The following is a 15144-nucleotide window of genomic DNA, read 5'->3' as shown; positions in this document are numbered from 1 at the left end:
AAGAAATATCCTTAGGCATCAATCCAAGACCTCCATGTCAACATCCTTCCTATTGCCTTTATAATCTTGCAACTGAATCGCTTTCACTCCAGGTGGAAGCGTGATTTGTCTGCCTGATTGAGACAGAAAGCCAGATCCAAGGCTAGTTTCGATGCGCTGTTTTTGGCCATTTTCCAACTCTAAGATCACGGCCATGACATCCTGCCCGGGTGTGATAGACCTGCCTACTGCTTTATTATTTTGCTCAAAGGCCAAGAGTTTACCTCGATTTTGCGAAGCGACTAGCAGGTGATCTCCCTGAGCAGAAACAATTTTCACCAGCGCTTTTCCATCTCCTGGTACTACAAATCCACTTTCCTGAGAACTCATCGGTACGAATCCGCCTTTTCCATCCCCCAATAAAACCAATCCTAAAGAAGCATCTAAGCGACCGACGAAAATCTCATTACCATAATCATTGCCTATCATCACTACATCTGGATAACCATCGCCATTTACATCGTCTGTCACCAGCCCGTTGACTGGAGCGATTTGAGCTAGTGAAGGTAGCCGCTTCAGGTCAAATCTTCCATTGCCTAAATTTTCTATATAGGCAGTTTTGTCATAATTACCGGTGAGAATTAGTGCGTCTTTTCTTTCTTCTTCTGAAAAAAGGCTAGCCTCATCACTCAGTGCATAAAGCTTGTAACGTGAAAATTTCCTTCTGAAAAGCGTACTTTGACCGTACAAATCTCCCCAGAAATGGCTAGGAAACGAGTTGTAATTTCCCTCTCGATCTTTGTAATAAGCAAAAGTAACAGGATCTACACTCCCATTGTTGTCAAAATCCTTGGCATAAATTCTCAACGGCCGATCCGAAGTCGGATGATGTGAATTGTTTTCTCCCAGATTCCCAACTACAAAATCTGTATCGCCATCTCGGTCAAAATCCCCTGCGGTGATGGAGTTCCACCAACCCAAATAATTCTCAAGGCCTGTATTCTCCAGTTTGATGAGCTGTTTACCACTGTTTTGAAAAACCGTTATCTGCATCAATTCTCCTACTACTACCAAGTCAATCAATCCGTCACTATCCACATCGGACCAAATGGCATCGGTCACCATGCCTACTTTTCGAAGATCAGGAGCCACTTCATCCGTGACATCCTGTAGCTGACCGTTAGTATTTCGAAGCAAATAACTTTTCTCAGGAAATGGGTATTGACCCACTGGAGACCTGCCACCTACAAACAAATCCATCAATCCATCTCCATCGAAGTCAGCACCGCGCACCGTGGAACCACTGGCTTTCACAGTGGAAAAACTCTCATCCAAAGTAAAGTGTCCAGAGCCATTATTCAGAAACAAGCGATCAGTGTACTCAATAGATCCAGCCGTAAACTCATTGCTTCCTCCTACGAGATACAAGTCCAAATCTCCGTCGTTCTCAAGATCAAAAAGAAGGATACCCGACTCTTCGAAGGATTTTCCGCCATCTGCAAAAAGCTCTTTGGAAGAGAATCTCCCATCCCTGTCCTGAAAAAATAGCTGCGGTGAAAAGCCTGATGATGATCCCACCACCAAATCCTCCAGTCCATCACCATTTAAATCCCCTGCCGCCAAACTAGGGCCGTATTGACTCAGTTTGTGCGGAATGGTGCGCTGCAGGTAGTAATCAATTTTATCCAACTCCTGGTGGCTGTAATTCAAGCCTTTGGCTGTAGAGACTTCTTGGAAAAGTGAATTTTGAGTTTCTGAGGTAAGTATTGCCAGGGTATTTTGTCCGATGGAAGCTTCAGAATAAGAAACTTTTAGCAGCTGATTGGTGGCCACATTTGTTAGGATATTTTCCTTTCCATCAGGCCATAGCACTTGGACCTTTGAAAGTTCAGCAACATTCCCCACACCAAAATGCATCACCTCATCTAAGGAAGACATGTAGCCTCTCACCACTTGTTGCTCTTGGTAAGATTGGCTCCCGTCCGGCAATGTCAGCAACACTTTTGCTCCTAATCCCTGGGGATTAAGTTTTGTACCTTGCAGCTGAATTCGAATATAATTATTGTTTTGCTTTGCGTTTTTTAGGGTGTTTTCAAAAATAAACGCTGGGTCATTGATGTTATTTACTACATAATCTAAGTCTCCATCTGCATCCAAATCTACAAATGCAGCACCGTTAGAGAAGGAAGGTTTGTCCAATCCCCATTCCTTTCCCTTATCTGTAAAAGTCATATCCCCATTGTTCTGAAAAGCATAATTTGGGATTTTCACTATCGGAATAGAATCTAAAAGTTGACGAATACTGGCCAAACTTCCCACATCAGCCCTATAATTGGCAAAATCTTTATCTGTGATATCCCTAGGAAAGCCATTGGTAACTAATAAATCTCTATGTCCATCATTGTCCACATCAGCGAATAGAGGTGCCCAGCTCCAGTCAGTTTGGTAAACACCTGCAAACATCCCTATCTCACTGAATGGAAGATCAGCTCCATTATTCATATGAAGCATGTTTCTCACATACTGATATTCATAACCCCACTGTTCATTGCTGATATAGACTTGATAGGAGTTATTACCAATCGTAGTTTTTTTCCTATAATTATCTTCACCCAGCATATCTAGTGTGATGATATCAGGCTTTGTGTCGTTGTTGAAATCAGAAATATCGGCTCCCATTGAGAACTGGCTCTGATGTCTAAGAATCTCTTTGGATTGGTTGGTAAAAGTGCCATCCTGATTGTTGATATAAAGGATGTCATTGGTGACGTAGTCGTTGCTGACATGAATATCTGGCCAGCCGTCGTTGTTTAGATCAGAGACCAAAACTCCCAAACCAAATCCCTCTATAGTGATTCCTGCTTCAATCGTCACATTCGTGAATGTACCATCCCCGTTATTTCGATAAAAAGAATCGTTATTAATCGAAGATCCATCCGTGATTTTTTCTCGGTAATTGGACGGTACACTTGCCTTTTGCTCATTATTGAGGACATACAAATCCAAGTCGCCATCTAGATCATAATCCAAAAAAGCAGCCCACATGGAGTTGCCAGGGTCGGCAATTCCGTATTCAGCGGCCATTTCAGTGAAGGTAATCATACCGTTGGCGTCTTTACCTTGGTTTACAAAAAGCAGGTTGTTTCGTTCTCCCGACCCTAACTTCATAGCCGACGCAACGTAGATATCCATCCATCCATCACTGTTGATATCCACTACGACCGAGCCCGTACACCACTGATTTGCTGCCGACACGGCAGCAGTCTCTGTCACATCTTCAAACTCAAACCCACCTAAGTTCAGGTACAGTTTATTAGACACCTGATTCCCTGTGAAAAATAAATCTGGCAATCCATTATTATCAAAATCTGCGACTGCCAATCCGGCACCATTGAAAATATACTCATCAGTAAGAATGTTGAAGGAATCTGACTCTACGAGCGTATTGCTAAAGTCAATTCCGGTATGACTGGCAGGGAGTAATTCAAATAAGGTTGACTCTTTTTTGCAAGAAGTAAAAGCCAATAGTACTAAAACCAATTGGGTGTAATAGGTGAACTTCATAGGGTGTAGAAAGGGTGTTTGAGTAGCGTTGAAATTACCAATTTTGGGGTGCTAAGAGAAGGAAAAAAGTAGATTTCTGAGGGCAAATAAAAAAAGGGAGACATAACGCCTCCCTTCTTAACTAGTCAAACCAAACTGATTAGAAACCAGGGTTTTGGATAAGGATATCTGGTCCTACAAGGTCAATTTGATCTTGTGGTATTGGAACCAATTTATATTTTTCTGTGAATTTAGCACTACCTAGCGCTGCGATAAGGATAGAACCATCCAGCGCAAAGTAAGCGTCCATTTCAGCCTGAACAGTATCCCATCTAACTAAATCATAGAATCTATGTCCTTCCATACCAAGCTCTAGTTTTCTTTCGAAACGTACCGCGTCTCTAGCTAGAGCTTTGTCCGTCCATGGAGCATTGTAAAGTTCTATCTTATAATTAGCGGCATCAACACCAGCATCATTTTTCACATTGGAATTCTTAGCACGTGTTCTGACTCTATTCACATATTCACGGGCTTTTTCCAAACTTCCAATTTCAACTTCTACCTCAGCTGCCATCAAGAGAACATCAGCAAAACGGATCATCATGAAGTTCATACCAGTGTAACCAGCAGTCCAGCTAGATCCATCTTGGAAGCTTCCGATCTCAGCTTTTTCATAGATGTATTTTTTAGGAGCATAAGGACCACCATTCGGCTGATTTCTAATCCAAGCAGCTCCTGGGTGTTTACCCCAATCAAGGTATGGCAAATCTCTTCTACCTACTGTATGATCCAATCTTGGATCCAAATTCCCAGCATCAGGTACAAACGGTGCGTCACTACCAATATTCTGATCGTTTTTAACTCTGTTAGGAGCAGCATTGTAAGAACCATCTAATAAAGGAAGACCATTCGCATTCGTTCTGAAAGAGTTTACAAACGTGAAGCTTGGCTGGAAGAATCCACAGCAGCCTGCTGGACCACCGTTGTAAGGAAAGTTCAAGTCAAACTCAGGGTTGGCATTATTCACAGATCCTGTATTGGCAGCTGCTTGATAAACCCACACTGATTCTTTGTGGTTGTCGTTTTCTCCTCTAAACATTTCCCCATAATTCTCAACCAAGTCATATTTATCACCTCTGCTGGTTACACCATTTGCGATCACATCATCAAACAGAGTTTTAGCTTCAGGATACTTCTTTTGATAAAGGTAAACTTTAGCCAAAAGTGCTTTAGCTCCCCAAGAATTAATTCTACCTACCTGTGAAGGTACTGCGGGAAGATTAGCTGCAGCGAACTGTAAATCAGCCTCAATGAAAGGATATAAATCTTGATTATTACTGATTTCCTCTAATCCTGATCCGTAATCTACCGTCTCATCAACATATGGAGTATTTCCATAGTCTCTTTTCAATTCGAAATAATAATGTGCTCTTAAGAATCTCGCTTGTGCGGAAATTCTTGCAACATCTGCATCAGTTACATCTGGCCCTTTAGAAGCCATTAGCCTGAGCACATTGTTAGATCTTGCAATTCCTTCATAAGCTACGTTCCATTTTGAACCCACTTCTCCTGATGCAGCATTGATTTCAAATCGCTGAATAGGGTTGATCGTACTAAAATCACCTGGATCTGTACCTTTATTGGCATCACCACCTCTGATACTTCCCCACACCCAGTTAGAAGGTGAGCCCAATCTATTTGCTCTACCGTTCACTTGTGAATAAGCCGCAATCAATGAGGCTTCAAGGCCAGCTAATGTGCTCAGTTGAGCCTCCGAAAGTGCACCAGTAGCTGGGACTTCAAGGAAACTATCGCTACAGCCCACTCCCACCATCAACAGTGCTGATGACAATAGGGCTCCGACTTTTAATTTATAATTCTTCATGTTTTTATAATCAATTATAGTGTCTATAACTCGATTTATCTATTAAACTATACTTAGAAGCTAAGGTTTACGCCAAAAGTATAACCGCGAGTAACAGGGTAGTTACCTACATCAATCCCGAATGTAGTATCCGCATTGCCACCGACAGCAGGATCTAATCCTTCATATCCTGTGATGGTGAATAAGTTATTTGCAGCTGCAAATACTCTAAGTCTTTCTAATCTCCACTTCTCTAGCAAGCTAGGTGGTAAGGAGTAACCTAGTGTTATGTTCTGCAATCTCAGGTAAGATCCATTTTCTACATAGAATGAGTTTGCCACATCAGACGTAGAGAAGTTTGCAGTTTTCTCTACAATAGGAATCTTAGCATCAAGATTTTGTGGAGTCCAGGCATCCTTCAAACGCTCAGAAATCGCAGCTCCTTCAAATGTTTGATAGAAATCTGTAAACCATCTGGACTGGTTGAAAATTTCGTTACCAAGTGAAGTATAAAGGTAAACTGACAAGTCTAGCCCTTTGTAACCCACAGTGAAGTTAACCCCACCAGTGAAATCAGGTACCGGACTACCAATGAAAGTCCTATCGTCAGGAGTGATTTGACCGTCTGGTTGGCCAGTCAAGTTACCGTCGGCATCTCTTCCTTGAATATCAGCAAACTTGAATCGACCTGGTGCAGCTCCTACTTGATCAGCATGATTGGCAACATCTTCAGCAGAACTGAAAAGGCCTTCTACTTGATAACCGAAGAAAGAAGATAGCGACTGACCTACTTGGTTTCGGATAGGCTGAATACCTCTAAAGCTTGGGTTGATGGATGTAATGATATCCAAACCTGGTGCTAGAGCTACAATCTCATTGTTCAGCGTAGATGCTGTGACGGTCAAGTCATAGGTGAAATCACTAGAAAGGTTACCTTTAATCCCTACTAAGAGGTCTATACCTGCATTTTTCATTTGTCCGATATTTACAAACGGAGGAGTAGCATTACTACCTGCAGTCTGTGGAATAGGAAGTTGGAAAAGGAGGTCCTTCGTATCTTTCTGCCATAAGTCGAAGATCACATCTAATCTACCATTGAAGAAGGTACCATCAAAACCGACATTCTTGGTTTCAGCTGTTTCCCACTGCGTATTTGGGTTACCAATACTTGATCTTCTGAAGCCAATTACTGCTGAAGAGTTTGATCCGTTCACATCGTAAGAAGATGCACCGACATTACCGGCAAAAAGAGAGTATTGGTTAGTAGCAGGTACTGGGTTAGAATTACCCATTTGTCCCCATCCACCTCGGATCTTCAATTCATCTATCCAAGTTGCTCCAGACATAAAGCTTTCTGAGGACATTCTCCAAGCTCCTGAGAAGGCTGGGAAGACACCGTATCTAGAGTTTTCTCCGAAAACAGAAGATCCATCTCGTCTAATTACAGCACTGAAAAGATACTTGTCGTTGTAGGTATAGTTTAACCTTCCAAAGTAAGAAGCGAAATTCACACCTTTAAATTGAGAGGAATTTACTTGTCTAGTAGATACTGGTAGATTAGAGATGGTGATAAAATCAGGATCCTGGGAAAAAGGGTTCTGACCACTTGCACTCATATTTCTTCCTGCACCAGTATTCAATGCTTCTTGACCTAAAAGTACGTCAAATGAATGCTTGTCGAATTGCTTTTTCCAGCTAAGTGTATTGGTAAACACCCAACCAAAAACAAACCCAGAACCTTCTCCATACCCGAAAGCGGAGTTGTTTTCAGAGTTTTCATACTGTAGCCTTGAGTAATCCCAGAAGTAGTAATTATTGTATTGCCCACCGATAGAAGTTCTGAATTTCAGATTGTCGATAATGTCTAATTCAGCATATACGTTACCAAAAATATTGGCATTAAAGTTTCTATTATTTACTATACCATCACGGTTAGCTATTGGGTTTCTTGGGTTGTTAAAGCCTTTGGCAGCAGTTCCTGCATATCCACCGAACTCATCATAAATAGGTATAATTGACGGCATACGGAATGCTTGCAAAATATCATTTTCATTGACAGAAACCCCCTGACCTCCGGTTCCACCATCCTGACCTAATACCTGACGGTAAGTCGCTTGGAAGTTTTCACCAATTCTTAACTTCTTGGTTACGTCAAATTCAGAGTTTGCACGAAATGAAATTCTTTTGAAATCATTGTTCAAAACTATACCTGCCTGATCCTGATACCCAAGTCCTATAAAGAACCTGCTAGTTTCTGATCCGCCATTCAACCCAATGGAATGTCTGTTCAAAGGTGCATTTCTAGTAAGTGCATCATACCAATCCGTTCCTTCTCCAGTAGCAGCTCTCACTACCTGGTAAACTCCACCTTTTGTTCTGTCCACATTATACTTCTCTCTTTCTGCAGCCAACTGAGCCTCTGAAAACGGACCAGCTACACCTGATGCACCACCCACATTAATATAATAAGGTAATACTGGAGTGTTACCAGTACCAAACTGTGGATGCTCATACTTTGGAGCTCTTCCATCTTGTGCTGCCTGGTTAGTCTCAGCTAGCCAAGTATAGGTAGCGAAATCCTGAGGATTCATCATATCTAGACCTTCTCCAGGAGTAGTAACCCCGAACATGCCGTTATAATCAACTCTCAATTTCTGATCACCTCTTCGCCCTCTTTTAGTGGTATAAATGATTACACCATTTGATGCTCTAGCACCATAGATAGAAGCTGCTGCTGCATCCTTTAATACCGTGGTTGATTCGATATCATCTGGGTTCAAGAAATCTGTAGATCCTACTGGAACACCATCCACGATATACAACGGCTGATTTCCACCGAAGGAACCAAAACCACGTACACGAATAATAGAAGTAGTACCTGGCTGACCGTTGGTAATTACCGTAACACCTGATACACGACCCTGAAGAGCCTGCTCTACGTTACCTGTTGGTATCACCGTCAAATCTTTCGGGTCAACTGTTGCAATTGCACCTGTCGTCTCTCTTCTGCTATCAATGGTATATCCTGTCACAACCATCTCTGTAAGGGTCGTTTCGTCAGGGCTTAATTTCACATCTACTATACTTCTATTCCCTACAGGTTGCTCCAAAGGAGTATATCCTATAAATGAGAATACAAGAACCGCTTGATCATTAGGTATAGTAAGGGAATACTTCCCGTCTATATCGGTAGCTACACCCGTAGTCGTTCCTTTTACCAGTACGGATACACCGGGAAGGCCAGTATCATATTCGTCTAGTACAGTACCAGTGACAGTTCGCTGCGCAAAGGCAGTAGCACTGGTTAGGACTAAGAGCAATAAAATCGCACTTAGATTTTTGTAAATATTTTTCATAAACATAGATAGATTGGGTAACAAGAATAATTTCAAAAACTTGTCTTTAATTAGGTTATCGCAAACGATTGCGATAGGACTCAAAATAATAGCAATAGATTGTTTCCAGATTAGGAGGGACTATTGCGACTATACCATGGCTTTTTATAAACCAGCTAATTGAAAAACCTTTAGGTTTGAGAGCATCTGTAAGCGATGCTGTACGGAGAGGGCATACTTCTTCTAAGTAGAATAGGTCATAGGCAGATATTTTGGGTTACAAAAATTGTATTTATGTCTCAATGTTAAAGATTCTAAAACAATTATCAAATTCAAATCCTAAAATAATATTTGGAAAAAATTAGGCTAGCCGCACTAAACCCAACACGTCTTCCCTGATAACCTTCGTATAAAAGCGATAGAGGGATTTTTTCAGAATTCCTTTAAAAGTACAATTTACCCCTTTAATTAAGTCAAAAAATTAAGGCCTAAAGAGTATAATACTAGTTTTCGACTCCGGTAGAACTGGTCCTGAAAATCTGAAAAAATCCTTCCTGTTCACGAATTTCTTGAAAAATCGGATCTACTAAAGCTTTTTGATAAATTAATTCACTTGCATGAATGGCTTTGTCCAACTGTAATAAAGCAACCTCCACTTGGGCACTTTCCGCAGCGACCATAGCTAGGCCATAAAATCCGTAACCATAATTTCTCCCAGCCATCACCGACTCTTCAAAAGACAAGCTGGCATTTACTAAATCCCCTGACAGAAAATATGCAAGCCCCTTATTAAAAAAATCCTTAGCCTCAGAATACGGGTAATCAAAACGCAGAGTCGCAAGTTTGTAGTCTCCTCTCATAATATCCAATGCTCCTCGTAAACTTTCGTTGGATTTCAAGAAATCCTGGTTTCTCGTAAGAACTGATGCATCAGAAAGTTTCTTATATGCTCCCCAGGTATCGCCCTGAAGAACCATAATTTGACCCTGATTATGAAGCACATAGGGATCAGTATCAATTTTTGATGCTTGATAAAGCAGGGCATTTGCTTCTTGCCATAAGGTGTCCTTAGTAGCTTGATCTAAGGTGCGCTGTGCGAGTCGCATCTTTACTACTGCCAAATTATTGTAAGGAATCACAGACCGAAAGAGCTCAGTCATCTTACTGTAGATTCTTGCTTTGTCTTCCAGTCGTGGCGTCACTTCTCCTGCTATAGCCCAATCAGCGAGGTCAAGCTCAGAAATTGAGGTATTTTCATCTAACGCCTTCTGCAGCAGAGCGGCTTGCGCTTGATCTAATCCTGGAAGTGGCTTAGCTACTATTTCAATTCTAGCAGCTCTCAGACCTGGGAATAAATCATTGGCAACTTGGTTGAAGCCGGGGATTTTACGTAAGGCTTTTGACTGGTTCTCATAGTCAGATCCATCTAGCAAAACCGCATAATATTGGTCTTTCCGTTGGGTAGAAATCTTCTCATAGCCTCGAAGCTGTAGCCTAAAATCGAACCAATCGTTCCATCGTGATTTTATTTCCAGCAGGCTGTCTCGGACTGAAATATTGGATTCCGCGAGCAGCTTCCTCACAGCCTCTGCTCTATCCATGCCGAGCTTACTGCTCCGCCCCTCTGTACTTTCAGGAGATTGAGTACCAATGATTCTAAATGACACCACTGATGAGTTTTCAGTCAAAAACTCTTTGATGTCGGCAATCACCTGAGTATTGGCGGTATTCTTTTTTATGGCAGAAGACCCAGCGTCAAATTTAATCAGAAATTCCTTGGACCTAGAAAGGTCCACGTCCATCGCTCCAGTAGGAATGAAGAGTCCTACCTGAGGGATAGGCTCATCGGGATTTACCCTTCCAATTTTAGCTAGTAGAGGTGTAGTGATCACTCCTCTGGCGAGTATCTTCTTTTGAAAAGCAACTGGCTGCGCCTTTTTCCCCTGAAAAAACTGAACTTCTAGAAACGCACCTTCCATCCAAGGTTCATAAGGCAACACAACTGATTTAGTATAAGAATAATCAGCTACCCCCTTGACCAATTCTATATCCCCAAAAAACAAAGAGTTCTCTGAAGATTTAAATAGCAATTTGATTTCTGGGTTACGCGGACTAAGAGCCGACTCGATGGGAATTGTGCCTGTCACTTCAAACCGAACTGAATCTCTTAGAAACTCAAGCTTTCCCGGAGTGACTTTTGCATCCTTCAAAAAATCGGTTTCGGGCACCATTATTGAACTGCCTAGAAGAGGCAATACTAGGAGTAAAAGCAAGATTGATTTTCCTTTAAACAATTGGTACAACATTCTTATTTATTAATTCACAAGACTTTTTTCTAAATTTACCGCAACGAACACACCTAACACCATGGAAAAGCTGAAAATATTTTTTGAGGAAAGGGCTTTTGGAGTTTGCTCAAGATTGGGTGAAAAACTCAATTTCCCGATTGACAGCATTCGCTTATTCTTTATATATGCGTCCTTCGTCACCATGGGTTCGCCTGTTATTCTTTATGTAAGCATGGCTATGACCATGAAGATTAGAAAGTTTTTTAGAAAAAAGAACAATCCTGTCCTTTTTGATTAAAGCTTCTCAAAGCTCTTTATACCCTGCACCTTCCATTTCCAAAAGATAAGGTTAACCTTCCCACTTCTTCTTACTTCTTTCCTTCCTTCAGATTTTGGTTGGAATTTCTCAATGGAGTTTTTATTCGATTTAAAATCTCGATAACCATCTTTCACGGCCTTCGAAAACTCCTTCTTCCCCTGACTAGCAAAACTTAAAGCTGCCAACTGTTCCAAAATGAATTTGACGGCAAAAATCCTTGAAAATCTGTAGGGAGATTCATTTTTGTAAATCATGTGAAGGCTATTCCGAATATTGAGATACAGTTTCCTTGGACTAGCTCTATCCAAGGTAGCTCCACCGAGATGATAGACAGTTGACGAACCGACGTACCCTATTTTCCACCCAGATCGACGCATTCGCCAACAAAGATCAATCTCTTCCATATGGGCAAAAAAAGCGGAATCAAACCCACCTAACTGGTGAAATACCGCAGCACTTACTACCATGCACGCACCTGAAGCCCAGTCCACATCGATGGTATCATTATAGGTGCCGCTGTCTTTTTCTATACTGTCCCAAATCCTTCCGCGACAATACGGATATCCGTAAGCATCTAGGAATCCCCCTCCCGCTCCAGCATAATCGAAGGTGTCTTTTTCTTTCCATGACAAAATCTTTGGTTGTAGCGCGGAATATGCGGGGTGTATTTCCATCCACTCAATCAGAATCGAATCCCAACTCGCTGTCACCTCCACATCAGAATTCAGCAGGATATAATAGTTGTATTGGCCTTGTATCTTAGCTAACCCAACGTTGTATCCACCAGCATAGCCATGATTTTCTGACAGATTGATTTGCTGAACCTGCGGATAGTTTTTTGTCAAAAACGCAATCGAACGATCGGTACTGGCATTGTCTATTACCCAAACATCATATCTACTATGTGCACAAACAGAAGGAAGAAATGTCTTCAACATTTCTTCCCCATTGTAATTTAGTATGACGATGGCACAACTTCTCATCCAAACATACTGCCTAGATCCATTCCCGGAATATTTGGCATCATGCCTTCTGTAGCAGCTTTCATCTCCGCTTTGATTTTCACTTCAATTGCCGTCATGGCAATATTAGTCGCAGCAACGATCAGGTCACTCAACATTTCCTTGTCTTTTGGAGAAAGCAACGAGTCATCGAAATCAATACTGACCACTTTTCTGTCACCATTCACCAAGACTTTCACCATACCTGCCCCAGCTTCACCAGTGGCAGTGAGATGCACTAGCTTTGCCTGAGTTTCTTTTATTTTAGCTTGGGCTTCTTTCACTTTGCCCATCATGCCCATGATATCAAACATATTTTTTCTATTTAAGGTCTCCCCACAATCCGCGGGATACATTTTATTTTAATCGTGCGATAGCGTCGCCCAGACTTACAGATTGCTGCTCGCCAGTGTCCAGATTTTTCAAGGCTATCACATTAGCTTCGATCTCCGCATCTCCGCAAATCCCCACGAAAGGAATTGCCTTTTTGGAAGCGAAATCCAGCTGTTTTTTCATTTTCGTCACATCAGGATAAAGCTCAGCTTTGATTCCTGCAGCTCTGAATTTCTTCAATAAACCTAACGCATATATAAATGCTTTTTGGTCAAAATGCGTAAGGAGGATCTTCGTACTCTGCAAACTATCTTCTGGAAACAACTCCAGCTCTTCCAGCACGTCGTACAAGCGATCCACACCAAAGCTAAATCCTACCCCAGACATCTTTTCCTTAAGCCCGAAGTTTTCCGTCAAATTATCATATCGACCACCTCCACTGACGGAACCTATCGACACATGGTTCACTTTCACTTCGAAAATCGCACCTGTATAATACGATAGTCCGCGTGCCAGCATAATATCCAACTCCACGAAATCAAGGTTTTCACCCATTCCTGCTACTATCTGAAATACCTCTTCCAGCTCGCGTACACCTTGCAATCCCACATCACTTGTCGCTAAGAATTCTTTCAGAAATACTAATTTTCCTGCTTGATCTGCGTCCAACTTTACCAGGGGTGCCAATTTCTCAATTGATTCAGCTGCAAAACCTCGCTCTGACAGTTCTTCCTGAACTTTCTCCCAGCCGATTTTATCGAGCTTGTCTATCGCTACGCAAAGCGGACCTTCTTTGCCAGCCTCTCCGATTGCCTCAGAGATTCCAGTTAGAATTTTGCGATTATTCAGTTTGATACTGTAATCATTCAACTTCAATTTTTCGAAAACCGAGCGTATCATCAGGATGATTTCAGCTTCGCAAAGCAAACTATCTGTCCCGACCACATCTGCATCACACTGATAAAACTCACGATAGCGACCTTTCTGAGGTCGATCTGCTCGCCAAACGGGCTGAATCTGAAATCGTTTGAAAGGAAAAGTCAACTCGTTTCTATTCATCACCACAAAACGGGCAAAAGGAACTGTCAGATCATAGCGCAAGCCTTTCTCGGAAACTTTTGTCAAAGTCTGAGAAGCTCCTTTCTGCAAATCTTCTTGGGTTACATTTTTCAGGTAATCTCCACTATTCAAGATTTTGAAAAGCAACTGATCTCCCTCATCTCCATATTTCCCAGTCAGAGTGCTGAGATTCTCCATCGCAGGAGTTTCGATTTGATTGTAGCCGAAAAGTTGAAAAGTGCCTTTAATAGTATCTAAAATATAATTTCTTCTGGCCATCTGGACGGTTCCAAAATCCCGGGTTCCCTTTGGCAGACTTGGCTTTTGCATGGAATATTTGTTGGTGATTAGCTGCCAAATTTATTCAAAAAAAAGGAAACGCTCCCTGATATAGAGAAAGTCGAATAATTAAATCCAAAAATATTTTAGGCAGGAAAGAAATGTTTGTTTACTTTTGCGACTCGTTTCGAAACAATACTATTAAAAATATACGACCATGGCAGTTACTACACTGAAGAGAAAACTTAAAAGAAAAAGACAATCTCAAACCACGCGTGTGATTAAGATCAAGCAATTGTCTGCTCAGCCTGTAATCAAAAATGTGGACGTTGAAGAGCTTAAGAAGTCTTTCGCGAAATAATATTTATTTCTGCAAAAACAGGGAAGGCGGTCAAATGACCGCCTTTTTTTGTGCTTTTTTTAAACGCAGTGGACACAGAGTTTTACACGGAGAACGCAATTGATTAGTCACTTTGCTCTGTCTGAAGGATATTCAATACATAAACCGTGACTGAAAACTGAACTGACTCTTACTTTTCACATCTTACCACTTACACTTTTCACCTGTCACTTTTCGCATCTTACGATTTATCCCACTTACAAAACCTTCCCCCTCTTCCCTAGCTCCACTACCCGGAGATTTTTTATTTGCCCTGCTTCCAAATCAAAAAGCAGCATCGTTCGCATCACATGAAAACCATGCTGCCCTATTGCTCCTGGGTTCATGTAAAGGCAATTCACAGACTTGTCAAATTCCACTTTGCAGATATGCGAGTGACCACAGATGAAAAGATTGGGGGCTGACTCCTTTATTTTAGCTTTTATTCCTTTGGCGTAGCGAGGCGGCTTGCCACCAATATGCGTCATCAGCACCTTTACTCCTTCTAGGGCGAATTCCTGCCATTCAGGATAAGTTTGCTGCATAGTCTTATCGTCTATATTCCCAAAAACAGCCCGCACAGGCTTCCCTTTCGGCAATGCATCCATCACATCAAAACTGCCAATATCTCCCGCATGCCATATCTCATCCACATCATCAAGATAGGAGAGTGTTTTGTGATCTATGTTACTGTGTGAATCAGAGATGAGAGCGATCTTTGTAGGCATTTGAACTTAATCTTGCTTATTTTCCACTTCAATATCG

General features: G+C 41.6%; 10 protein-coding genes. 2 read left to right on the top strand and 8 right to left on the bottom strand.

Annotated features, from left to right (window positions below; translation table 11 throughout):
* Window positions 1-18: 18 nt before the first annotated feature.
* From ABJH64_RS11240 to ABJH64_RS11225, 4 genes are all read right to left on the bottom strand, one after another.
* Complete coding sequence (locus ABJH64_RS11240; RefSeq protein ID WP_348276864.1) at window positions 19-3543, bottom strand: VCBS repeat-containing protein; 3525 nt, start codon at window positions 3541-3543, stop codon at window positions 19-21.
* Window positions 3544-3682: 139 nt separating this feature from the next.
* Entirely contained in the window at window positions 3683-5407 is a 1725-nt protein-coding gene (locus tag ABJH64_RS11235; RefSeq protein WP_348276863.1) for a RagB/SusD family nutrient uptake outer membrane protein, read from the bottom strand.
* A gap of 53 nt (window positions 5408-5460) precedes the next feature.
* Window positions 5461-8748 carry a TonB-dependent receptor gene (locus ABJH64_RS11230; RefSeq protein ID WP_348276862.1) on the bottom strand — a complete coding sequence of 1096 codons (3288 nt, stop codon included), beginning with the start codon at window positions 8746-8748 and terminating at the stop codon, window positions 5461-5463.
* Window positions 8749-9224: 476 nt separating this feature from the next.
* Window positions 9225-10994, bottom strand: a complete 1770-nt coding sequence (locus ABJH64_RS11225) for a hypothetical protein (RefSeq protein WP_348337676.1) — start codon at window positions 10992-10994, stop codon at window positions 9225-9227.
* 94 nt (window positions 10995-11088) lie between these two features.
* Here ABJH64_RS11225 and ABJH64_RS11220 point away from each other — a divergent pair, with 94 nt between their 5' ends.
* A complete protein-coding gene (locus ABJH64_RS11220; RefSeq protein WP_091695064.1) occupies window positions 11089-11307 on the top strand; it encodes a PspC domain-containing protein in 219 nt (72 codons plus the stop codon).
* On the opposite strand, the gene ABJH64_RS11215 is transcribed toward ABJH64_RS11220, so the two are convergent.
* From ABJH64_RS11215 to hisS, 3 genes are read right to left on the bottom strand one after another with little or no spacing between them, the layout of a single operon-like run.
* Window positions 11304-12311, bottom strand: a complete 1008-nt coding sequence (locus tag ABJH64_RS11215) for a glycosyltransferase family 2 protein (protein WP_348276860.1) — start codon at window positions 12309-12311, stop codon at window positions 11304-11306. The two genes, ABJH64_RS11220 and ABJH64_RS11215, sit on opposite strands and share 4 nt — an antisense overlap.
* Window positions 12308-12643 carry a YbaB/EbfC family nucleoid-associated protein gene (locus ABJH64_RS11210; RefSeq protein WP_348276875.1) on the bottom strand — a complete coding sequence of 112 codons (336 nt, stop codon included), beginning with the start codon at window positions 12641-12643 and terminating at the stop codon, window positions 12308-12310. Before ABJH64_RS11210 ends, ABJH64_RS11215 begins: the two co-directional genes overlap by 4 nt.
* 43 nt (window positions 12644-12686) lie before the next feature.
* Window positions 12687-14051: a histidine--tRNA ligase gene (gene hisS, locus ABJH64_RS11205; protein WP_348276859.1), complete on the bottom strand. Its 1365-nt coding sequence runs from the start codon at window positions 14049-14051 to the stop codon at window positions 12687-12689.
* 166 nt (window positions 14052-14217) lie between these two features.
* Between hisS and ABJH64_RS11200 the strand changes: the two genes are divergently transcribed.
* Window positions 14218-14361, top strand: a complete 144-nt coding sequence (locus ABJH64_RS11200) for a hypothetical protein (protein ID WP_348276858.1) — start codon at window positions 14218-14220, stop codon at window positions 14359-14361.
* 236 nt (window positions 14362-14597) lie between these two features.
* On the opposite strand, the gene ABJH64_RS11195 is transcribed toward ABJH64_RS11200, so the two are convergent.
* Window positions 14598-15107, bottom strand: a complete 510-nt coding sequence (locus ABJH64_RS11195; protein WP_348276857.1) for a metallophosphoesterase family protein — start codon at window positions 15105-15107, stop codon at window positions 14598-14600.
* Between the last annotated feature and the right edge of the window lie 37 nt (window positions 15108-15144).

Origin of the sequence: Algoriphagus sp., assembly GCF_039969895.1 — a bacterium.
Lineage (GTDB): Bacteria > Bacteroidota > Bacteroidia > Cytophagales > Cyclobacteriaceae > Algoriphagus.
Note: the sequence above shows the minus strand (reverse complement) of the source record. Positions and strands in the feature narration are given on the sequence as shown.